Source organism: Streptomyces sp. NBC_00414, assembly GCF_036038375.1.
In the GTDB taxonomy this organism is placed as follows: Bacteria; Actinomycetota; Actinomycetes; order Streptomycetales; family Streptomycetaceae; genus Streptomyces.
On the sequence record NZ_CP107935.1, the window covers coordinates 5,147,913 to 5,169,001 of the forward strand.

17 protein-coding genes and 3 tRNA genes are annotated in these 21,089 nt (G+C 71.5%); 7 read left to right on the top strand and 13 right to left on the bottom strand.

Annotated elements, in window-relative coordinates; all coding sequences use genetic code 11:
• Nucleotides 1-70: 70 nt before the first annotated feature.
• A tRNA-Arg gene (locus OHS59_RS22270) sits at nucleotides 71-143 on the bottom strand.
• A gap of 230 nt (nucleotides 144-373) precedes the next feature.
• Nucleotides 374-464 (bottom strand) — tRNA-Ser (locus OHS59_RS22275).
• Nucleotides 465-650: 186 nt separating this feature from the next.
• Here OHS59_RS22275 and OHS59_RS22280 point away from each other — a divergent pair.
• Nucleotides 651-1,112, top strand: coding sequence for an SSI family serine proteinase inhibitor (locus OHS59_RS22280; protein ID WP_328495162.1), 462 nt, complete (start codon nucleotides 651-653; stop codon nucleotides 1,110-1,112).
• Nucleotides 1,113-1,357: 245 nt separating this feature from the next.
• A complete protein-coding gene (locus tag OHS59_RS22285) occupies nucleotides 1,358-5,881 on the top strand; it encodes a PAS domain-containing protein (protein WP_328495163.1) in 4,524 nt (1,507 codons plus the stop codon).
• Nucleotides 5,882-5,995: 114 nt separating this feature from the next.
• On the opposite strand, the gene OHS59_RS22290 is transcribed toward OHS59_RS22285, so the two are convergent.
• The 9 genes from OHS59_RS22290 to OHS59_RS22330 all read right to left on the bottom strand — a co-directional run bounded on the left by OHS59_RS22290 (nucleotide 5,996) and on the right by OHS59_RS22330 (nucleotide 15,260).
• Complete coding sequence (locus tag OHS59_RS22290; RefSeq protein WP_328495164.1) at nucleotides 5,996-7,654, bottom strand: long-chain fatty acid--CoA ligase; 1,659 nt, start codon at nucleotides 7,652-7,654, stop codon at nucleotides 5,996-5,998.
• Nucleotides 7,655-7,833: 179 nt separating this feature from the next.
• Nucleotides 7,834-8,379 carry a SigE family RNA polymerase sigma factor gene (locus tag OHS59_RS22295; RefSeq protein ID WP_328495165.1) on the bottom strand — a complete coding sequence of 182 codons (546 nt, stop codon included), beginning with the start codon at nucleotides 8,377-8,379 and terminating at the stop codon, nucleotides 7,834-7,836.
• A 247-nt stretch (nucleotides 8,380-8,626) separates the two neighbouring features.
• Complete coding sequence (locus OHS59_RS22300; RefSeq protein ID WP_328495166.1) at nucleotides 8,627-9,511, bottom strand: glycoside hydrolase domain-containing protein; 885 nt, start codon at nucleotides 9,509-9,511, stop codon at nucleotides 8,627-8,629.
• Between the two features lie 135 nt (nucleotides 9,512-9,646).
• Nucleotides 9,647-10,819, bottom strand: a complete 1,173-nt coding sequence (locus OHS59_RS22305; protein ID WP_328495167.1) for a lipid-transfer protein — start codon at nucleotides 10,817-10,819, stop codon at nucleotides 9,647-9,649.
• The gene (locus OHS59_RS22310; RefSeq protein WP_328499309.1) at nucleotides 10,816-11,214 is read right to left on the bottom strand and encodes a MaoC family dehydratase; all 399 of its coding nucleotides are present in this window, start codon (nucleotides 11,212-11,214) and stop codon (nucleotides 10,816-10,818) included. Before OHS59_RS22310 ends, OHS59_RS22305 begins: the two co-directional genes overlap by 4 nt.
• A gap of 17 nt (nucleotides 11,215-11,231) precedes the next feature.
• A complete protein-coding gene (locus OHS59_RS22315; protein ID WP_328495168.1) occupies nucleotides 11,232-12,260 on the bottom strand; it encodes an acyl-CoA dehydrogenase family protein in 1,029 nt (342 codons plus the stop codon).
• On the bottom strand, nucleotides 12,260-13,258 hold the full coding sequence (locus tag OHS59_RS22320; RefSeq protein ID WP_328499310.1) for a bifunctional MaoC family dehydratase N-terminal/OB-fold nucleic acid binding domain-containing protein: 999 nt from the start codon (nucleotides 13,256-13,258) through the stop codon (nucleotides 12,260-12,262). Before OHS59_RS22320 ends, OHS59_RS22315 begins: the two co-directional genes overlap by 1 nt.
• Nucleotides 13,259-13,422: 164 nt before the next feature.
• Nucleotides 13,423-14,580 carry an acyl-CoA dehydrogenase family protein gene (locus OHS59_RS22325; protein ID WP_443061642.1) on the bottom strand — a complete coding sequence of 386 codons (1,158 nt, stop codon included), beginning with the start codon at nucleotides 14,578-14,580 and terminating at the stop codon, nucleotides 13,423-13,425.
• Nucleotides 14,581-14,948: 368 nt separating this feature from the next.
• On the bottom strand, nucleotides 14,949-15,260 hold the full coding sequence (locus tag OHS59_RS22330; RefSeq protein WP_328495170.1) for a hypothetical protein: 312 nt from the start codon (nucleotides 15,258-15,260) through the stop codon (nucleotides 14,949-14,951).
• Nucleotides 15,261-15,670: 410 nt separating this feature from the next.
• Here OHS59_RS22330 and OHS59_RS22335 point away from each other — a divergent pair, with 410 nt between their 5' ends.
• The 3 genes from OHS59_RS22335 to OHS59_RS22345 all read left to right on the top strand — a co-directional run bounded on the left by OHS59_RS22335 (nucleotide 15,671) and on the right by OHS59_RS22345 (nucleotide 17,395).
• On the top strand, nucleotides 15,671-16,537 hold the full coding sequence (locus OHS59_RS22335; protein WP_328495171.1) for a bifunctional DNA primase/polymerase: 867 nt from the start codon (nucleotides 15,671-15,673) through the stop codon (nucleotides 16,535-16,537).
• Between the two features lie 163 nt (nucleotides 16,538-16,700).
• The gene (locus tag OHS59_RS22340; protein WP_328495172.1) at nucleotides 16,701-16,994 is read left to right on the top strand and encodes a hypothetical protein; all 294 of its coding nucleotides are present in this window, start codon (nucleotides 16,701-16,703) and stop codon (nucleotides 16,992-16,994) included.
• Between the two features lie 95 nt (nucleotides 16,995-17,089).
• Nucleotides 17,090-17,395 carry a DUF7660 family protein gene (locus OHS59_RS22345; RefSeq protein WP_328495173.1) on the top strand — a complete coding sequence of 102 codons (306 nt, stop codon included), beginning with the start codon at nucleotides 17,090-17,092 and terminating at the stop codon, nucleotides 17,393-17,395.
• A 64-nt stretch (nucleotides 17,396-17,459) separates the two neighbouring features.
• On the opposite strand, the gene OHS59_RS22350 is transcribed toward OHS59_RS22345, so the two are convergent.
• Together OHS59_RS22350 and OHS59_RS22355 are read right to left on the bottom strand one after the other, a co-directional pair.
• Nucleotides 17,460-17,546, bottom strand: a tRNA-Ser gene (locus tag OHS59_RS22350).
• A 41-nt stretch (nucleotides 17,547-17,587) separates the two neighbouring features.
• A complete protein-coding gene (locus tag OHS59_RS22355) occupies nucleotides 17,588-19,165 on the bottom strand; it encodes a S1C family serine protease (RefSeq protein ID WP_328495174.1) in 1,578 nt (525 codons plus the stop codon).
• 278 nt (nucleotides 19,166-19,443) lie between these two features.
• On the opposite strand from OHS59_RS22355, the gene OHS59_RS22360 reads away from it, so the two are divergent.
• A complete protein-coding gene (locus tag OHS59_RS22360; protein WP_328495175.1) occupies nucleotides 19,444-20,256 on the top strand; it encodes a glycerophosphodiester phosphodiesterase in 813 nt (270 codons plus the stop codon).
• A 137-nt stretch (nucleotides 20,257-20,393) separates the two neighbouring features.
• Nucleotides 20,394-21,023, top strand: a complete 630-nt coding sequence (locus tag OHS59_RS22365; RefSeq protein ID WP_328495176.1) for an ATP-binding protein — start codon at nucleotides 20,394-20,396, stop codon at nucleotides 21,021-21,023.
• The last annotated feature ends 66 nt before the right edge of the window (nucleotides 21,024-21,089 follow it).

Below are 21,089 nucleotides of genomic sequence, written 5' to 3' on the forward strand. Positions count from 1 at the left end.
CGGGGGCGTTGATGTCACCCGCTGATGTCAAAGGCCCCGCCGGGCGAACCGGCGGGGCCTTTGACCTGTGTGCACTCGGCAGGATTCGAACCTGCAACCTTCTGATCCGTAGTCAGATGCTCTATCCGTTAAGCTACGAGTGCTTGTGTGTTCTGTTGTGTTTGCTCTTCCTTCCGGACTTTTCTGCCCGGTTGGCGTTGCGGGAACAACATTACATGACTGGCGGCGTGAGGCGAAATCCGTTTGCCAGACCATGCCTGACCTGCGAAAACGACCCCCAGACGGCCCCTGACGCGGTCCCGTGAAGTGGCGGGAACGATCAAGGAACGGCCGAAGCCCCGGTCGTGGACGACCGGGGCTTCGTGATCTTCTGCGGAGGCGGAGGGATTTGAACCCTCGATGGGATTTGCGTCCCAAACCGCATTAGCAGTGCGGCGCCATAGACCGGACTAGGCGACGCCTCCAGCACAACCACCTGCGCGAGCGCGAAATGGTGCGTGCAGATGATGACACAGCCGAGCGGGCTGTCACCAATCGGTTCCTACGGTACTAGGCGCAAAGGCCCGAGGGCAAAGCCCCCGCCTGCGGCGCAACGTCAGGGGGCGGGCGGCGTTAGAGCAGTCGTCAGCACTGTCGTCAGAGGAGCCCCCATGCTGCGTCGCATCGCCCTCACCGTCGCCACCTCCGCCGCGGCCTCCCTCGCCGCGCTGTCCGCCGCCGCGCCGGCGGTCGCGTACGCCGATTCGTTTCCCCTCATGCCGCCGCCGGTGAGCGACGCGGACGGCGCCGACCACCTCACCGTGACGGTGAGCAAGGCGGGCGACGGCAAGGACGGGACGTTCGAGCTCGACTGTCATCCGGTGGGCGACAGTCATCCCGACGCCCGGGCCGCCTGCGAGCAGTTGGACCGGAACACCTCGTGGGGCAGGAGCCCGTTCGCGCCGGCGCAGGAGCGCGGGATGTGCACGATGCAGTACGGCGGTCCGGCCACCGCGCACGTCACGGGCACCTGGGCCGGCCGGCCCGTCGACGCGACGTACCGGCGCGGCGACGGGTGCGAGATCGCCCGCTGGGACGCCCTCGTGCCCGTGCTCCCGAACCTCGGCGCCTAGCGGCACCTGGGCAGGGCACGGCGGATTCGTGGAGCCGGCCGGCGGTCGGGGCGGTGAAGCGCACGGTCACAGGTTCTCCGTGCCTTCTGCGTGCGTTCTGCGTCGCCTCTACGTGCGACCTCCCTCTCATCCGGCGCCGCGAGCGCAACCACTGCCCGTAGACTCCCTCGCGTGACACGTCGCGGACCCGTTGGCAAGATGGCTACCGCGGTCGGCAAGGAGCGGTAACAGGGAGGAAGCGTCTCGTGAGCAGCAGGCCATCCCGAGGCGCTGCTCGCCTCGCAGCGATACTCGACGCACTTCCCGACGCGTTGGTGCTGGTCAACGCCAACGGAACGGTCGTCAACGCCAACACCATCGCCCTGGAGGCCTTCGAGACCCCGGGCACCGCCCTCGTGGGGCGCGGCCTGCTCGATCTGCTGCCGCAGTTCGACTCCCGGCTCATCCCCGGCACGATGCGGCGGGCCGAGTCCGTCGACGAGAACGGACGCACCCGGCCGACCCGCATGATCGCCCGCCGCACCGACGGCAGCGAGTTCCCCGTCGAGGTCACCAGCGCGAACCTGGAGAACGGGCAGCAGGCGTACGACGGTTACGGCTACACCGGCGACGAACTGCTGATGATCGTCGTACGGGACCTCTCCGGCACCGTCGACACGGAGGCGGAGCTCGCCCGCTCGCAGCGGCAGACGGAGATGATCCTGCGTGCCGCCGCCGAGGGCGTGGTGGGCACGGACACCGAGGGTCGGGTCGTCCTCGTCAATCCGGCCGCCGCGCAGATACTCGGTTTCCGGGCCAGCGACCTCGGCGGGCAGGAACTGCACCCGCTGATGCTGCACTCCCGCGCCGACGGCGAGCCCTTCCCGTACGAGGAGTCGCCGCTCGCCGACACCCTGCGCTCCGGGCGCAAGCACCGGGTGCGCGGACAGGTGCTGTGGTCCAAGAGCGGCGACCGGGTGCCGGTCGACCTGACCACCGCGCCGGTACGCGACGGCGACCAGCTCGTCGGGGCCGTGATGACCTTCACGGACCGGCGGCCGTACGACGCGCTCGCCGAGGAGAAGGACGCCGAGGCCGAACGGCACCAGCAGGAGCTCGCGCAGGCTTCCGAGACGCACGCCGGGGAGCTGGCCGCCCTCCAGGAGGAGCACGCGAAGGCGCTCGCCGAGCTGCGCGAGCAGCACGAGGAGGATCTGGCCGCCGGGGACGACCGGTACGCGGCCCTCGCCGAGCGCGAGAAGGACCGCTACGAGGCTCTGTCCGCACGGCACGAACAGCTCCTGGCCGTCCTGGGCCGCTCCCTGCGCGGACCGCTCGACCAGCTGCGCGGCGAACTCGCCACCCTCGCCGCCGACGACGCCGGACAGTTGTGGCCCGAGGCCAACCAGGTGCTGCACCACCTCTCCGCCGGCTACTCACGCATCACCACACTCGTCGACAACGTGCTCGCGTACCAGCGCCTCGACTCCGGGACCGAAGGCGTCACCCGTACGAAAGTGATGCTGGACGCGGTCGTCGCCGCCGGTGTCGACGGGGCCGTCGAGCTGATCGGGCCGGGGCGGGTGCAGTTCGCCGTGCACGCGCCGCCCATCGAGGCCGAGGTCGATCCGCAGCGGCTCGCGACCGCGCTCGCGCACCTCATCGCGGACGTCGCGGGCGTCGACTCCACGGGCAACTCACCGGCCTCGGCCGGTGGCTACATGGACAACACGGTCGTCGTGGCGGCCGCGCAGCGCGGTGAGGGCGTACGGATCGAGGTACGCGGGCCCTACGCCGGGGGAGACCCGGTGCACGAGCCGATCGTGCGCGGAATCGTGCGTGCCCACGGCGGAGTGCTGCAGACGCACGAGGTTCCCGGGATGAGCGGCAGCGCGTTCGTCCTCGAAGTGCCCATCGGGGGCGGAGCCGGATCCGTCCCCGCCGCCGGCCCCGGCGCGGACGCGAGCTTCGGTTCGGGTGCCGGTACGAGTGCCGGTCCGGGTGGAGACGCGGGCGTCGGAGCAGGCCCGGGCCTCGGCGGAGTGCCGGACGGTACGCAGGCCGCGGGGGCCGGCGCCGGTGCGGTCGGGTCCGCGCTCGCGTTGCCCGAGCAGGCTTCCTCCCAGGGGGGCGGGCGGCGGCGGGCCCGGCGCCCGTCCGTCGACGCCTTCCTGGAGAGCGAGGTCGGACCGCCGACGGAGAAGGCCGTGCCCACCGGACGGCGCAGGCGCGCCGCGGAGGAGGGGGGCAGGCCCGCCCTGCCGGCCCAGGTCTCCGAGGACGAGGGTGCCTCCGAGGGCAGCGGTGGGACCGGACGCCGGCGTGGGCGGCCGAGCCCCGTCGAGGGCGGCGTCTCCGAGGGCGCGGTCGTGACCGCCGCCGAGCATGCGGCCGGTACCGCTGCCACGGGGCTCGGGGCGACCGTGCCTCCGCAGGGCGTACCCGCGCCCGCCGACGGACGACGTGCGCTGCAGGACGGCGGCCGGCAGGCCCTGCCGGCAGCACTGCCCGCCGCCTCCCCTTCCGCCCCGGACACGGGTGCGGATGCGACTGGGAACGACGCCGATGATGGCGGAGCCCAGCCCACCGGTCGGCGTCGGCGCGCGCTGGCCGCCGCGGCGGAGCGTGCGGCGGCCCAGGAGGCGGGGCCGCGCGCGGTGTTCGCGCTGCCGCCCGCCGAGGCGGACCGCTCTCCCGACTACGCCGCCCAGTTCGCCGAAGGCCACGGTCCGGCTCAGTCCCAGCCCCAGTCCGCCGCGGGGCGCCACGACGTGGCCCTCCGCAACCCTGCCGACGACCACACCCCGCCCCAGCCTCATCCGATCGAGGCACCCAGCGGGCGCCGACGGGCTCGGCAGGGCGAGGCGGCAGCAGGCACAGGCGTGGGCGCAGGCCCGGGCAATGTGACGGCCGAGGGAGCAGCCGGGGTTCCCGGGCAGCAGCCCATGCCGGGCCACCTGCCCCCCGCACAGGCCCTCCCCGCACAGGGCCCGCCCGCTCAGCCCGTCCCCGGACAGCCCACACCCGTACCCGTACCCGCTCAGGGAACCCCAGGTCACGGCACCCCTTCGGCCGTCTCCGCCGTGGGACAGGCCGTTCCCCCACAGGGCGTTCCCCCGCAGGCCCTCCCGCCTCAGGGCGTCCCCCAGCAAGCCGTCGCCGGCCAGGCCCTCCCGCCGCAGGCAGGTCCCGTCCCCGGGCAGGCCCTTCCGCCGCAGGTCGCCCCCGGCCAGGTCGCCCCCACCGGTCTCACGGGACCTGTGGCACCCGCGACGGCCGAGGGCGTCGCGGGCCACGTCGGCGTCCCGGCAAGCGGCATGCCTGTCCAGGGCACCCCGGCCGCGGGTCCCGCCCAGCCGCAACCGCGGTCCCGGATGCCCGCGGACGCGACCGCGCCCCCTCAGCCGTGGCCCGGCGCCGCCGACACCTCAGGCGCCGGAGTGCCCGTACAGCCGGAGACCGGCGCCGCGCCCCAGCCGTGGCCGGGAACGGCCGACACGTCGGCCGCTCCTGAGCCCGCAGCGGCCCCGGAACAGCCGCGGGTCGCGCAGCCCCTCCCCGCCGAGGCGGCGCCCGCGGAGGCCGCGGCGCCGCCCATCGACCCCAACTCGACCCAGGGCCGGGCGATCAGCGTCCGTACGCTCGGGCAGGGTGTCCCGTTCGGCCGCCGCATGATCGACGCCCAGCAGGCCAAGCCCGGCCGGACGGCGTCCACCGCCCCCCAGGCCCAGGCGCAGGCACAGGCGCAGCCCGTGGCACAGGCGGGGACCGCGCCGCAGCCCCAGGCGCCCACGCCTCCCCCGCACGCGACCAACGGTTCCGGGCGGCGCCGCAAGCTCGGCACCCGGCCCGAGCCCGTGGCCGAGCAGACGGACACGGCGGCGCGCTCGCACCCGGGTGCCGGCGGGCAGCAGTCCCGGCTCGCCCACGGCACCGAGGGCACCGGCCGTTCGTACGCCATAGGAGCACCGGACCAGAACGCCGACGAAGGCCCCGAGCCGCTCGACGGCCCCGGTGGCGCGGTGGAGGTCGCGAACCAGCCCCACCCGCAGCCGATGGACGACGAGCTGCCCCCGGAGCCGCTGGACAACCCGCGCCGGCTGCTGGTCTGGCCCGCGCCGGACATCACCACGCAGCAGGCGCTGAGCGACCGCGGCTACCGGCCCGTCATCGTGCACTCGCGCGAGGAGGTCGACGCGCAGATCGCCGCCTTCCCGGCCGCTCTGTTCGTCGACCCGCTCACCGGCCCGATCACGCGCACGGCGCTCCAGTCGCTGCGTCAGGCCGCCGTGGCCGCCGAGGTGCCCGTCCTGGTGACGGCGGGCCTCGGTCAGGCGACACGCGAGGCGGCGTACGGCGCCGACCCCGCCGTACTCCTCAAGGCGCTGTCGCCGCGCGACAGCGAGCAGCATCCGCCGCGGGTTCTCCTCATCGAGGAGCACGCCGAGATCGCGCTCGCGCTGACCTCGACGCTGGAGCGGCGCGGGATGCAGGTCGCACGGGCCTCGTCCGACGAGGACGCGGTCACGCTGGCCGGGCAGATGCGGCCGAACCTGGTGGTGATGGACCTGATGCAGGTACGCCGCCGACGCGCCGGGATCGTCGACTGGCTGCGCGCGAACGGCCAGCTCAACCGCACGCCGCTCGTCGTCTACACCGCGGCCGTCGACCAGAGCGAACTGCCGCGCCTGGCCGCGGGGGAGACGGTGCTGTTCCTGGCCGAGCGGTCGACCAGCGCCGAGGTGCAGGACCGGATCGTGGACCTGCTGGCCCGGATCGGCACGAACTGAGCGTCTGTAGACACGGGTTGGGGCGTTGTTTCACGTGAAACAACGCCCCAACCCGTGTATCGCCGCCGTCTGAACTGTCAGAGCCTTTCAGAGCCGCCTGAACTGTCAGAGCTGTCAGAGCTGGGTGACGTCCAGCTCGCCCGCCGCGTACTGCCTGCGCAGCACCTTCTTGTCGAACTTGCCGACACTCGTCTTCGGCACCGACTCGATGATCGTCCAGCGCTCGGGGAGCTGCCACTTGGCGATCTTGCCCTCGTCGGCGAGGAACGACCGCAGCGTGTCGAAGTCGGCGCCGGCGCCCTCCTTCAGCACGACGGTGGCGAGCGGACGTTCGCCCCACTTGTCGTCCGGGACGGCGACGACCGCCGCCTCGGCGACATCGGGATGGGCCATGAGGGCGTTCTCCAGGTCGACCGAGGAGATCCACTCCCCGCCGGACTTGATGACGTCCTTGGCGCGGTCGGTGAGGGTCAGGAAGCCGTCGGGGCTGATCGTGCCGACGTCACCGGTCTTGAGCCAGCCGTCCTCGCTGAACTTGTCCTCGGGGCGCAGGACTTCGGCGCCCTGACCGCCGTAGTACGCGCCCGCGATCCAGGGGCCCCGCACTTCCAGCTCGCCCGCGGACTCGCCGTCCCACGGCAGCCGCTCGCCGCCCGGGCCGGTCAGCCGGGGCTCGACACCGGCCGGGAAACGGCCCTGGGTGAGCCGGTACGCGAACTCCTCGTCCGATCCCGCCCCGACATGGGCCGGGGGCCGCGCGATGGTGCCCAGCGGCGAGGTCTCCGTCATGCCCCAGGCGTGGCAGACGCGCATGCCCAGCTCGTCGAACGCCTTCATCAGGGCGGGCGGACACGCGGAGCCGCCGATGGTGACCTGGGTCAGCGAACTCACGTCACGCGGCTTGCCCTTGAGCTCCGCGAGCAGTCCCTGCCAGATGGTGGGGACGGCGGCCGCGTGCGTCGGACGCTCGCGCTCGATCATCTCGGCGAGCGGTGCGGGCTGCAGGAAGCGGTCCGGCATCAGCACGTTCACGCCGGTCATGAACATCGCGTGCGGCAGGCCCCAGGCGTTCACATGGAACTGCGGAACCACGACGAGGGAGGTGTCCCCGTCGGTGAGCCCCATGGACTGCGTCATGTTGACCTGCATCGAGTGCAGGTAGATGGAGCGGTGCGAGTAGATGACGCCCTTGGGGTCGCCGGTCGTACCGGAGGTGTAGCACATGGCCGCGGCCTGGCGTTCGTCCAGCGCAGGCCAGTCGTAGCTGTCCGGCTTGTCCGCGATCAGATCCTCGTACTCGTGCACCTGGACGGCCGCGCCGTCGAGCAGGGAACGGTCACCCGGGCCGGAGAGGACCACGTGCTCGACCGACTTGAAGTGCGGGAGCAGCGGAGCGAGCAGCGGGAGCAGCGAACCGTTGGCCACGATCACGCGGTCGGCGGCGTGGTTGACGATCCAGACGAGCTGCTCGGGAGGCAGCCGGAGGTTCAGCGTGTGGAGGATCGCGCCCATGGCCGGGATCGCGTAGTACGCCTCGACGTGCTCGGCGTTGTTCCACATCAGCGTCGCGACCCGGTCGTCGTCCCGGACTCCGAGGTCGTCACGCAGCGCGTGCGCCAGCCGGGCCGTCCGTGCTCCGATCTCGGCGAACGAGCGTCGCTGTGGCTCGCCCTCACCGGTCCAGGTGATCACCTGAGATGCCCCGTGGATCGTCGACCCGTGGGTCAGGATCCTTGAGATCAGCAGCGGTACGTCCTGCATCGTGCTCAGCACGGCGTCCTCCCGGGGGCGACATTGCCTACGCGGTAGTAAGGGTTGGGCTGATTCTGCTCACATACCGCGCGGTATGTCACTACTCCTGGGCGATCGATCACATCACGGCAAGCATTGCTTGCCCAGTCCGGCGCTCTGTGGTGCGCTTTGTGCCGCGTTCTGCGCCTCCGCCGTGCCGGTCAGCGCACGGGGCCCAGCTCAGGGTCCTCACGGAGCTTGCCCAGCGCACGCGACACGGCCGACTTGACCGTACCGATCGACACGCCCAGCACCTCCGCCGTCTGCGCCTCGCTCAGGTCCTCGTAGTACCGCAGGACGACCATCGCGCGCTGCCGTGCGGGCAGCTTCATGATCGCGCGCCACATCGCGTCGTGCAGCGCCTGCTGCTCCGCCGGGTCCCCGGCCGGCGGAGCCTGCGGCTCCGGCAGTTCCTCGCACGCGAACTCGTCGACCTTCCGCTTCCGCCACTGCGACGTCCGCGTGTTCAGCAGCGCCCGCCGCACATAGCCGTCGAGCGCCCGGTGGTCCTCGATCCGCTCCCACGCGACATACGTCTTGGTGAGGGCGGTCTGCAGCAGGTCCTCCGCATCGCACGGGTTCGCGGTCAGCGAGCGCGCGGTACGCAGCAACACGGGTTGGCGGGCCCTCACGTACGAGGAGAACGACGGGTACGCATGGGTCCGCGTCGCTGCGTTCGAAGCGCTGGTGCAGACGGGTGTGGTCATGGCTCCACGCTAGGATCGCCCCCTACTCCAGCGGATCGGCCGCAGGTCCCGAAGCCGTGTCCGCCTCAGGTTGTAGGAGGGGGGCAGGCCCCACCTCCTGAAGGTGGACGCGAGGCTCAGGACCCCTGAGGGTTCACCCCTGAGAGACGCCTCCCCGCGCACTCCTCCCGCAGTAGCCCGGCCCCCGGCATGATGCCGGAGGAGTACGCCCCCACACGAGAGCCGCTCCGACCGGCACCCCGGCTGCTCATTCGATGCGAGCGACCGGCGCGTGCATCACATTGCGGTCGATCAGCAGCGTACGGCCGCCGTGCCGTTCCCGTACGTTCCCCGCGTACTGGTGGATGCGTCGCGCGGGCGTCCACGCGGTCTTCCGCAGCGCGGGCTCGCGGTTCAGCCCGTTCTTCACGCCCCAGCGCGCGAACCACACCACCGACGGCAGATCCCGCACTCCGGCCCGCCGCGACAGCTCCATGTGGCGGACGCCCGACGCGGCGCTGCTGTAGAACCCCGGCAGGTACCCCCGGCGCGACACCTCGCGGTTCCACCCCCGCACGAACAGGAGCGTGGTGCGCGCGCACCTCTTGTTCCGGTACTCGTAGGCCTCCATGTCCAGGAAGAGCGGGCTCCCCTGCCCGATACCGAGCGCCGACGCCCTTTTCACCGCGTCGCGGGCCTCCGCCGTCCCCTGCTTCCAGGGGTGCCGCCCGATCCGTACGTTCTTCTTGTGCCGCGCGAACACACAGGTCGACTGCGAGCCCACGTACAGGGGCAGCACCCGCCAGCCCTGGTCCTCCACCGTCCGCATCCAGCGGTGGCTCAGATGGGGCTGTGACCGGCAGGCCCGTCCGCGCCCGCCGAAGTAGACACCCACGGCCCGGTACTGGGACGCCCGCCAGCGCCGCATGGTGTCCGCGGACGGCGCCCGGCAGGTGTCGAACGCACGGCCCTTGAACGTGAGAGCCGCGGGTCTCGCGCCGGACTCCCGGACGGGGGAACCCTCCGGAGCGGCGGCACCCGCGGCACCCGGCGACCAGGACCCCGCCTCCGCCGGTGGTGCCGCCGTGAGCCCCAGCAGGAGCAGCACGAACCCGAATCCGACGATCATCTTGTGACATCGCAGCCAACGCATGGGCCGAGTCAACGGCCCAGCCCGCGATGTCGGGCCCGGACACGCACCACGTTCATCCGTCCGCCCCGCAATCAACCCGATCGCCCGAACCGGCGAGCAGTACCGGGGGTCGACAGCGACGGTCCGAACCGAGGCTCAGCCCCGGTCGTCCGACCCCAGGATCAGACCCGAGGTCGGGACGCCCGTCCCGGCGGTCACCAGGACCCGCCGGGCTCCTGGTATCTGGTTCACGGCCGAACCGCGCAGTTGCCGGACCCCTTCCGCGACTCCGTTCATCCCGTGCAGATACGCCTCCCCGAGCTGCCCTCCGTGCGTGTTCAACGGCAGCCGCTCCTCCGCCACGAAGTCCGCCGCCTCACCCGGCTTGCAGAACCCGAACTCCTCCAGCTGCGTCAGCACGAACGGCGTGAAGTGGTCGTACAGGATCCCGACGTCGATCCCGGCCGGCGTCAGCCCCGACGTACGCCACAGCTGCCGCGCCACCACGCTCATCTCCGGCAGCCCCGTCAGATCGTCCCGGTAGAAGCTCGTCATCTGCTCCTGGGCCCGCCCCGCGCCCTGGGCGGCCGCGACGATCACGGCCGGCGGCTGCGGCAGGTCGCGCGCCCGCTCCACCGAGGTGACGACCAGGGCCTGACCGCCGTCGGTCTCCTGACAGCAGTCGAGCAGCCGCAACGGCTCCACGATCCAGCGGGATGCCGCGTGATCCGCCAGCGAGATCGGTCTTCCGTGGAAGTACGCCGCCGGGTTGGTCGCCGCGTACTTCCGGTCGACGACCGCGACCTGCCCGAACGCCTCGGACGTCAGCCCGTACGTGTGCAGATAGCGCTGAGCCGCCATCGCCACCCAGGACGCGGGCGTGAGCAGTCCGAAGGGCAGCGCCCAGCCGAGCGCGGCGCCCTCGGCGGACGGCTCCCGGCGCTGGACCCCGGAGCCGAATCTGCGCCCCGAGCGCTCGTTGAACGCCCGGTAGCAGACGACCACGTCGGCGACGCCCGAGGCCACCGCCAGGGCGGCCTGCTGGACGGTCGCGCAGGCCGCCCCGCCGCCGTAGTGGATCCGGGAGAAGAACGACAGCTCGCCCATGCCGGCCGCCTGGGCGACGGTGATCTCGGGGCTCGTGTCCATCGTGAACGTCACCAGGCCGTCCACATCGCCCGGCGTCAGCCCCGCGTCGTCCAGCGCGGCCCGCACCGCCTCCACCGCGAGCCGCAGCTCGCTGCGCCCCGAGTCCTTGGAGAACTCGGTGGCCCCGATCCCGACGACGGCAGCCCGGCCGCCGAGGCTGTCCCTCGTCCGTACGCTCACGACCGGCCCCCCTGGTTCCGCATCGTGACCGTGACCGTCCCCGTGACGTGTTTGCCGAGACTGTTGGCGCCGACGATCCGCACCGTCGCCGTGTCGTCCCGGACGTCCTCCACCACCCCGGTCAGCACCATGGTGTCGCCCGGGTGGTTGGGGGCGCCCAGCCTGATCGCCACTCCGCGCAGCACGGCCCCGGGCCCGAAGTGGTCCGTGATGTAGCGCCCGACCAGCCCGTTGGTCGTCAGGATGTTCATGAAGATGTCCGGCGAACCCTTCTGCCGTGCCGCTTCCGTGTCGTGGTGCACGTCCTGGTAGTCGCGCGACGCGATCGCCCCGGCGACGACGAGCGTGCGGGTGATCCCGATCTCCAGCGGTGGCAGCGCGTCACCGGCCCGCACCGGTCCGGCATCGGTGGTCATGCCTCCCCCTCCCCGTGCACGATCGACTCCCCCAGTTCCTGGAGCAGTTCGCTCCCGCATCCCAGATACGCGTCCAGCTGCCGTCCCCACAGGAAGTGCCGGTGCACGGGATGCTCAAGGTCGGCTCCCGTACCGCCGTGCAGGTGCTGCCCGGCGTGGACGACACGGTGCCCCGCCTCCGACGCCCACCAGGCGGCGGTCAGCGCGTGCGTGGCGTAGTCCAAGCCCTCGTCCCGCCGCCAGGCCGCCTCGTACGCCGTGACCCGTATCGCCTCGGTGTCCATGTGGGCGTCGGCCGCGCGGAGTTGCACCCCCTGCTTGGCCGCGAGCGGCCGGCCGAACTGCTCGCGGGTGTTGGTGTGGGCCACGGCCCGGGCGACCGAGCCCGCGCACACTCCGGCCTGCAGCCCCGCGAAGGCCGTACGCGCGGTGGCCAGCACGTCGTCGTACGCGTCGGCGCCACCGAGCCGTTCGGCCGGTGCGGCGTCCAGGATCAGGCGTCCGGCCGACCACGGAGCCGTCAGCTCCACGGGCTCGCACCGGGCGTCGGCGGTCCGTACGAGCCACAGTCGGTGCTCGTCGTCCGCGACCAGCACGTGTGTGGCGTCACGGAGCCACGGCACCACGGGGACCACCCCGCTCAACTCGCCGGTCGGGCCCGCCCGTACCGCGGTCGCGGGCAGGACGCCGGCCACCACGACCGACCCGTCCGCGATCCCGGGCAGCAGCCGCTCCCGCTGCCGCGCCGAACCGTGCGCCGACACCGCCAGCAGCCCGTGGACACAGCTCGCCGCGAACGGCACCTGGGCCGTCGTCCGCCCCTGCTCCTCCAGCAGGAGCACCAGCCCGAGGAGCCCGATGTCCTCGACGGCGGCCGGCAGCCCCGCCTCGCACAGCGCCTTCCACAACTCCCCGTCACCGCCCGTCCCGAGGGCGGTCAGCCGCTCGTGCGTGGACAGGTCGCCGAAGATCCGCGCGGCCAGCTCACGGGCCGCCGTCTGCTCCTCCGTCGGCGTGAAGTCCATCAGCCCCCGCTCCCCTCGACGGCCCGGAAGACCGGCAGCTCCAGCTCCTCGTCCACCCACTCGAACTCCAGCCGCACCGGCATCCCGATCCGCACCCGGTCGTGCGGCACCCCCACCACATTGCTGATCATCCGTACGCCCTCGGCGAGTTCGACCAGTCCCACGGCGTACGGCGGATCGAAGGCCGGGAAGGGCGGATGATGCATCACCACGTACGAGTAGACGGTCCCCTCGCCGGCCGCCTCGACCGTGTCCCACTCCTGGCCGCCGCAGGAGTTGCACCCCGGCAGCCAGGGGAAACGCAGGGTCCCGCACTTCTCACAACGCTGGATGAGCAGCCGGTGCCGGGACACGCCCTCCCAGAAGCCCGCGTTGTCCCGATTGACGACGGGGCGTGGCCGCCTGGGACGGAAGTCCGCCGCGGCCTCCCCGGCGGGCGCCACGGCCTCTCCGGTGGGTGCCGCCACGGCCTTCCCGGTGGCCGCCGCCGCTCCGCCCGTCGTGGTGCCCGTCGCGCCGTCCCCCCGGCGGCGCCCCGCGGGTACGTACTTGAGGATCCGGAACCGGTGTGTCCCCGCCGGCTCGCCCTCCGCCTGCACATCCGTCCGCGTCGTAACGAAGTACCCCGTGCCCAACTTGGTCCTCTTGCGCTCGGAGACCGACTCGATCACCGAGTCGAAGGTGATCCGGTCCCCGGGCCGAAGCGGCCGCAGATACTCCTGCTCGCAGTCGGTGGCGACCACCGAGGTGTACCCGGCGTCGTCGAGCAGCCCGAGCATCTCGACGTACGCCTCCGAGCGCCCCCCGTGGCCGGACAGTCCCCCCATCGTCCAGGCCTGGAGCATGGTCGGCGGCGCGACGGCGTCCGCGCCCGCGTACGCCGGATTCGTGTCCCCCATCGCCTCGCACCAGTGCCGGATCATCGGCTCGTTGACCAGGTCCTTGCCCACGCCGCCGACGGCCACCAGCCCCTCGTACGCCTTCAACCGCGCGTGGATGTCCTCGTATCCCCCCTCGGTGCGTCCCCCCTCGGTGCGTCCCGCTTCGTTGTGTCCCGCTTCGTTGTGTCCCGCTTCGGTGTGTCCCGCCTCGGTACGGCGGCCCTCTTCGGCCGCGTCCACGGACGCCGTCGCCTCATCCCCGCCCGACGCGGCCCTCTCGCTCACCGCCGCCCCCTCGTCATCCCGAGCCGCATGGTCGCCACGATCTCCCGCTGCACCTCGCTCACCCCGCCCCCGAACGTGTTGATCTGCGCCGCCCTGTTCATCCGCTCCAGCTCGCCGCCCTCGAACACACCCGGCGAACCGGAACGGACCAGCGCGTCCGGTCCGACGATCTCCTGACACATTCGATAGACCGCGACCGCCGATTCGGTTCCCATGACCTTCACGCCGCTGGCATCGCCGGGTGCCAGTCGGCCGGACCCCACGTCTCCCACCAGACGCCAGTTGAGCAGGCGCGTCGCCGCCAGCCGGGCATGCACCTCGGCCAGTCTCGAACGCACCCACGGCTCGTCGGCCCTGCGCCGGCCGGTCACCGGATCGGCCGCGCCGGCCGCGGCCAGCGCGGCCCGGTAGAAGTCCTCGGCCTGCATGCCGATGGCCGCGAGCGCGACCCGCTCGTGGTTCAGCTGGTTGGTGATGAGCCCCCAGCCGCCGTTCTCCTCGCCGACCAGACGGGAGGCCGGGACCCGGATTCCGTCGTAGTACGTGGCCGTCGTGGTGAGCCCGCCCACCGTTTCGATCGGCGTCCACGAGAACCCGGGAGCGTCCGTGGGGACCAGCAGGATCGAGATGCCCTGGTGCTTCGGCGCGTCGGGGTCCGTTCGGCAGGCGAGCCAGATCCAGTCGGCATGCTGGGCGTTGGAGGTGAACACCTTCTGCCCGTCGACGAGCCACTCACCGCCGGGCTCCTGCCCGCGCCCCGCACGGCCGCCGACCCGCACGGCCCGCGTCCGCAGCGAGGCCAGGTCCGTCCCCGCCTCCGGCTCGCTGTACCCGATCGCGAACACGAGCTCCCCGCGCAGGATCCGCGGCAGGAAGAAGTCCTTCTGTTCCTCGGTCCCGTACTTCATGAGCGTCGGACCGACCGTGTTGAGGGTGACCATGGAGACCGGAGCGCCCGCCCGGTAGGCCTCGTCGAAGAAGACGAACTGCTCGTCGGCGCCGCGCCCTTGGCCGCCGTAGGCCTCCGGCCAGCCGAGACCGAGCCACCCGTCGGCGCCGATCCGCCGCAGCAGCGCCCGCTGTCCCACGGAATCGGACCGCGAATCGGACCCGGAATCGGACCCGGACCCGGACCCGGAGCCGGACCCGGGCATCGGCCTGGGACGGGACCTGGAACCGGCAGAACCTGCTGAACCGGCTGAACCGGCAGGGGGAGGCCCGTCCGGCATCAGGTCCCGGAAGTACGCGCGGAGTTCGGCGCGCAGTCGTCGCTGGCGCTCGGTGGGGGCGAGATGCACGACGACGGCCCTCCCGGACCTCGTACGAACAAGGGTTTCTGACTGTCCGTCAGATGTATTCCACTGTCAAGGTTCAAGGTCGCTCGCGCGCTCCACGCCGCACGCGCAAACGTCTGCGCGGCGATGCCGAAGCACCGCCGCGCAGACGTGTTACCACCCCACAAAACACCCCACCAAGGAGGCGTACGGCCGTCGGGGGTCTCCAGTCCCCGCCGGCCGCCGGCTCACCAGAGGTCGGTGAAGTTGACGGCGACGTTGTCGTTCGACTGGTCGATGGCCGTGAACGCGGAACCGTTCACCTGAGCCGTGTTGCTCTGGTTCGAGGCGCCCGAGCCGACGGCCTGCTGCTGTGTCGTGGACGAGGTTCCGAAGTTGTCACCCCCGACACCGCTGCCACCGACGGTCGCCACCGCGGCGTTCGATCCGTTGTCCGCGAAGGAGCCGTTGTCGGCCACTGCCACTCCCGAGAAGAGGGCTGCGGCGAGCGGCAGGGCCGCCACGGCGGCGAGAACGCGGGCGGTACGGATGCTTGCCATGTGCTGTTCCTCCAGAAGCGAGTAGTACATGCCGGTCAGACCGGCTGAGTACGGCTGGTTCCGGGGCAGTTGGCCGACCGCCTCGGTGTTCGTTCACGACGTCGCGAGATCAGAATTGCCCACCGAATCCCCGGCGAACCACCCCGGAAGCCGCTATTCGCTCGCAAGCGTGAGTACATGTCGATAAACCCCCTTCACGCCCCCGAAACCGCAGTTCAGGATGGTGCGGACATCTCAATCCCGTACGCCGCAAGGGATGAAGCGTTCCGTCACTTTTTCAGCCAATCTCCCCGGGCGGGTTCTCACACCGGGCTCCGCCCCAGGTCAAGCCCTCCGCGGGCCACCGCGGAGGGCCTCTCGGACCCACCCCACCCCTTCCCTTTTTCGAACACCCGTACGAACATAGAAGCATGGCCACCATCGACCGGCAGGCCACGACGCTGGCCCTCGCACACGCCCTGTCAGCCGCCGAGCGCGGACTGGCCGTCATCCCGCTGTCCCGGACCAAGCTCCCGGCGCTGCGCTCACCCCACCGCGACGACCCGACCGCGCCGCCCTGCCACGGCGAGTGCGACCGTTTCGGACACGGTGTGTACGACGCCTCGACCGACCCCCGCCGCATACGCGCGCTCTTCGCCGCCGCCCCCTGGGCCACCGGCTACGGCATCGCCTGCGGCCTGGCCCCCCACCACCTCATCGGCATCGACCTGGACACCAAATCCGGTACGGACTCGTCCGCGGCCCTTCGTGAACTGGCGCTGCGCCACCTGTTCACGATCCCCGAGACGGTCGTCGTGCTGACCCCCAGCGGCGGTCGCCACCTCTGGCTGAGCGGCCCTCCCGACGCCGTCGTCCCCAACTCCGCGGGCCGACTGGCCCCGGGCATAGACATCCGCGGTGCCGGCGGCTACCTCGTCGGCCCCGGCTCACGCACCGAGCACGGCGTCTACAGCACGGCCCCGGGCACCGCACACCTGGCGCCCGCCCCCTGCCCGACCTCGCTGCTGCGCCTTCTCACGCCACCGCCCCGCACGCCCGGCCCGACGGCCGCCACACAGAGCCAACAGGGCCAGGGCCTCGTCCAGTTCGTCCTCGCCGCCCACGAGGGCCAGCGCAACACCCGCCTGTTCTGGGCGGCCTGCCGCGCCTACGAGAACGGTCTCGGCCCGCAGTTGACCGAGGCGCTCGTCGACGCCGCCGTCCGCACGGGTCTCACGGAACGCGAGGCCCGCTCGACGGTCACGTCGGCGTCCCGCATGACCGGCCACCACCCGTAACCCACGAAACCGGAAGCCCGCCTCTCCGGGAACGTGGGGAGCCCCGTCCCGTCCGCCGCCGCCCCAGACAGAGCCGAGCAGACTCCAAGTCGCTGGTTGACCTGCTGCCATCCCTCGTGAGGAAATCACTCGCACATTCGGATCTTGCAGGGGGAGACACCTGATGCAGTGGCACGCGGCAGCGCAACTGTCGTCACCTGAAACGTACTTCCAGACAGCGGCTTTCTGCCTTGTCGTGGCGGTGACGCTCATCGCGGCCGGCCGTCATCAGCGCCGGACGGGGCGCAGCATCATCAGTCCGGACAGGCCCGTACGCGTGGCCGATGTCCTGCTCCCCGAGGCGCCACCCCGCAAGAGCAAGCGAGTGACGGGCCGGGTGTATCTCTTCGTCGGCTGGTTCCTGGTTCTGGGTGTGGTCGTCAACCTGGTCAACGGCATCAGGGCAGCACGCAGCTAGCCAGTACGCAGCGATCGACCTGATGGCGAGGCGACCGGCAAGACGGCGACCTACCACCGGATCACCACCGGACACCAACTGAGCGGGGCTCTTCCGTGACCATTCCTCTGGCACCCGAAGATCGCATCACCGATCACGAGGCCCTGTGCGCCTTCCTGACGCGCCTACGAGCCGACTACGAGAGTGGCGCCGGGTGGGAGAATCGGACGCTGGGGCCCTTCCTGGAGGCCCTGGAGGCCTGGGTCTCGGACGCGTCCGGATGGTATGCCGACCATGGGCAGGATCTGCCACCCCAGGGCGACTGGACGTTCTTCGCCCGCGCACTGGCTGCCGCCCGGATCTACGAGTGGCCGTGCCTCGCCATGCCCGATGGACCGGTGTCTGACGGGGAATCACGGTGACCGGCGGACAGCGCGCATGAGAACGGCCCCCGACCGATGTACCTGGTCAGGGGCCGTTCACCTGCGGTGGGTGTGGGATTTGAACCCACGGTCACATCGCTGCGACGACGGTTTTCAAGACCGTTCCCTTAGGCCGCTCGGGCAACCCACCCCGCGCCGCTGAGAGATCGGCGCGGGGACAAGACTAACCGGTCAGCTGTCGCCCTCGCGCTGGCCCAGGGTCACTTCGGCCGTCCGCTGCTTGCCGTCGCGGGTGTAGGTGAGCTTGACGGTGTCGCCGGGCTGGTGGGTCCAGATCTCGCCGATGAGGGTCGGGCCGCTGTCGATCACGCGGTCGTCGAGCTTGGTGATGACGTCGCCGGGCTTGAGGCCGGCCTTGTCGGCGGGCCCGTTCGGCGTGACCGCGTCCGAGTTGTTCGCGCCCTCTTCGGTGATCTTCGCGCCCGTGCCCTCGTCCAGGGCGACCGAGGCGCCGATGACCGGGTAGACGGGCTTGCCGGTCTTGATGAGCTGCTGGGCGACGGTCTTCGCCTGGTTGACCGGGATCGCGAAGCCCAGACCGATGGAGCCGGACTGGCTCGTACCGCTGCCGCCGCTCGTGGACTGGATCGCGGAGTTGATGCCGATCACCGAGCCCTTGGCGTCCAGGAGCGGGCCGCCGGAGTTGCCCGGGTTGATCGAGGCGTCGGTCTGCAGGGCGCTCATGTACGAGGCCTTGCTGCTGGAGCTGCCGTCGCTGGAGGCCACCGGGCGGTTCTTGGCGCTGATGATGCCCGTGGTCACCGTGTTCGAAAGCCCGAAGGGAGCGCCGATCGCGATGGTCGAGTCGCCGACCGCGATCTTGTCCGAGTTGCCGAGCGGCAGCGGCTTGAGGTTGTCCGGCGCGTTCTTGAGCTTGATGACCGCGACGTCGTAACCCTGGGCGTGGCCGACCACTTCGGCGTCGTACTTCTTGCCGTTCGAGAAGGTCGCCGACAGCTTGCCGCTCTCGACCGCCTCGGCCACCACGTGGTTGTTGGTGAGGATGTGGCCCTGGGTGTCGAACACGAAGCCGGTGCCCGTGCCGCCCTCGCCGTTGCTGCCCTCGGCCTCGATGGTGACCGTGCTCGGCAGCGCCGTGGCGGCCACGCTCGCGACCGTGCCCGCGTCGCGCTTGAGGTCGCCGCCGCTCTCGGACGAGGAGACCGTCGTCGAACCCGAGGAGTCGTCGTTGCGGTCCGCCGCCCAGTAGCCGATGCCACCGCCGACGCCGCCCGCGATCAGCGCGGCCACCAGGACCGCGGCGACGAGGCCACCGCGCCCGCCGGACTTCGGCTTCGGAGCGGGCTGCTGGTACGAGGCGCCCCAGACATCACCGGAGCCGCCCTCGCCCCCGCCCCCGCCCGCACCACCGTACGGCCCCGAACCGCCCTCGCCGCCGCCTCCGTACGGACCGGAGCCGCCCTCGCCCGCGCCCCCGTAGGGACCCGAGCCGCTCGCGTTCGCGTACGCGGGCGTGGTCGGCGGGGGAGGCGGCCAGGCGCCCCCCTCCGGAGCGGGGGCGGCGCCCTGCGGAGCCCCGGGAGGCGTCGGCGGCAGCGTGGCCGTCGGCGCGTCTCCCTGGAAGGAGCCCTGCCCCTGGGGCTGATTCGTGCCCTCATGGGGACCCGCGGGGCCCGCTCCCGGCGAAACCGCCTGCCCCGGGGGCACGGAAGCAGCGGGAGTAGCCACCGGCACGGGAGGTGCAGACGGGGCCGGGGGTACTGCGGTGCCCTCGTTCTCGGTGCTCACAGCTCTTCCTCTCGATCCACGGCTGTTCAGTAAGTACGCATCCGGTCACGTTCGGTCGCGTGTGTTCAGGACTCCGCCACGCGTGTTCGGGGACCGGCACGATTCAGCTGTGCATGTGCTTTTGTATGCCGTCAGCTTTTCCCACGGGACGTCAGGGCGCCATAAGCGGCACCTGTGACTCCGAGATCTTTATTTATATAGGACAGGTCTGACAAAACCACTGCACGGCCCGTGCCGCCGACCCCACGCGTACCCACTCGCAGTGGCACCATGACGCGGTGACCCACGCACGACAGCACCTGACCCAGGTCGTCGCTCACCGCGGTGCCTCCGAAGAGGCCCCCGAGCACACCCTGGCCGCGTACGAGAAAGCGATCGAGGACGGGGCCGATGCCCTTGAGTGCGATGTACGGCTGACCGCGGACGGGCATCTCGTCTGCGTCCACGACCGCCGCGTCAACCGCACCTCCAACGGCCGCGGCGCCGTCTCCGCCCTGGAGCTCGCGGATCTCGCCGCCCTGGACTTCGGCTCCTGGAAGAACCGCGACGAGGCACCCGAATGGGAGCAGCAGCGGCCCCCTTCATGGGAGCAGCAGTCCGTCCTCACCCTGGAACGCCTGCTCGAACTCGTGGCCGACGCCGGCCGCCCCGTACGGCTCGCCATCGAGACGAAACACCCCACGCGCTGGGCCGGCCAGGTCGAGGAACGCCTGCTGATCCTTCTGAAGCGCTTCGGCCTCGACGCACCGCCCTCGCCCGACGAGTCACCGGTGCGCGTCATGAGCTTCTCGGCGCGCTCCCTCCAGCGCGTCCGCGCCGCGTCCCCGACGATGCCGACGGTCTATCTGCTGCAGTTCGTCTCACCCCGGCTGCGTGACGGACGGCTGCCCCCGGGGGTCCGGATCGCCGGGCCCTCGATGCGGATCGTGCGCAATCACCCGGCGTACATCGAGCGCCTGAAGCGGGCCGGTCACCAGGTTCACGTGTGGACGGTGAACGATTCCGAGGACGTCGACCTCTGTCTCGGGCTCGGCGTCGACGCCATCATCACCAACCGCCCGCGCGCGGTGTTGCACCAGCTCGGACGCTGAAACCGGTCCCCTCACGGCCCCCACAGGCCCCGCACGTTTCGCCCGCGGGGCGCCACATCTCGGCCATTCCGTCGAATTCGGGCCACTCGATTACAGGGAGTGCTCCGGCGCACTCGTTCCGTGTTCGATCGTTACGAGTGCGTCACTGCACGTGCATTGGCCGGTTTCCGGTCCATCCCAGGAGGGCATCCACACCGTGGCGTGGGGCAAAGGAGGTCTCGGGGGTGGCGTTGGTGGTGGCACAGGAGGTGCCCACGTCGTCGAGCATGGCCGTACCCCATGGCCCTGCGGGCGTGGGAGAAGCAAGACACCGGATGCGGGATCAACTGCGCACGGGAGGTGTCACGGAAACGGTCATCGACGATGCCGTACTGATCCTTTCCGAACTACTGAGCAATGCCTGCCGGCACGGCAGGCCGTTGGGTGACGCCCTGGCCGGGGACGGCGACGTCCGGGCCGCGTGGCGTGTCGAACCGACCGGCAGACTCACCGTCGAGGTGACGGACGGCGGTGGTCCGACCCGTCCGGTTCCGGCCACGCCCTCGGTCACCGCGCGCGGCGGTCGCGGGCTGAACATCATCACGGCGCTGGCCGACGACTGGGGTGTCCGGGACGACACCCGCGGTGAGGTCACGGTGTGGGTGGTCGTGCACAAGGACGCCTGCGCCGTCCGCCGGCGGGACGACTTCGCCGCGCGGGTCACGGCCCCCGCGGTGTCCGCGATATCCGACCTGGGCTTCGGCGAAGCCTTCGAGGGTCTGGACTGAGGCGGGCCACGGCAGCACGCCCGACCCGGGCGGAGCCACCGGCCCGCAGCAGTCCGCAGCAGTCCA

Bases quoted from the DNA above. Each gene is read 5' to 3' on its own strand.
- OHS59_RS22340 (WP_328495172.1), top strand. From the start codon at position 16,701: ATGCAGTGGCACGCGGCAGCGCAACTGTCGTCACCTGAAACGTACTTC.
- OHS59_RS22335 (WP_328495171.1), top strand. From the start codon at position 15,671: ATGGCCACCATCGACCGGCAGGCCACGACGCTGGCCCTCGCACACGCC.
- OHS59_RS22330 (WP_328495170.1), bottom strand. From the start codon at position 15,260: ATGGCAAGCATCCGTACCGCCCGCGTTCTCGCCGCCGTGGCGGCCCTG.
- OHS59_RS22280 (WP_328495162.1), top strand. From the start codon at position 651: ATGCTGCGTCGCATCGCCCTCACCGTCGCCACCTCCGCCGCGGCCTCC.
- OHS59_RS22325 (WP_443061642.1), bottom strand. From the start codon at position 14,580: ATGCCCGGGTCCGGCTCCGGGTCCGGGTCCGGGTCCGATTCCGGGTCC.
- OHS59_RS22315 (WP_328495168.1), bottom strand. From the start codon at position 12,260: ATGGACTTCACGCCGACGGAGGAGCAGACGGCGGCCCGTGAGCTGGCC.
- OHS59_RS22295 (WP_328495165.1), bottom strand. From the start codon at position 8,379: ATGACCACACCCGTCTGCACCAGCGCTTCGAACGCAGCGACGCGGACC.
- OHS59_RS22300 (WP_328495166.1), bottom strand. From the start codon at position 9,511: ATGCGTTGGCTGCGATGTCACAAGATGATCGTCGGATTCGGGTTCGTG.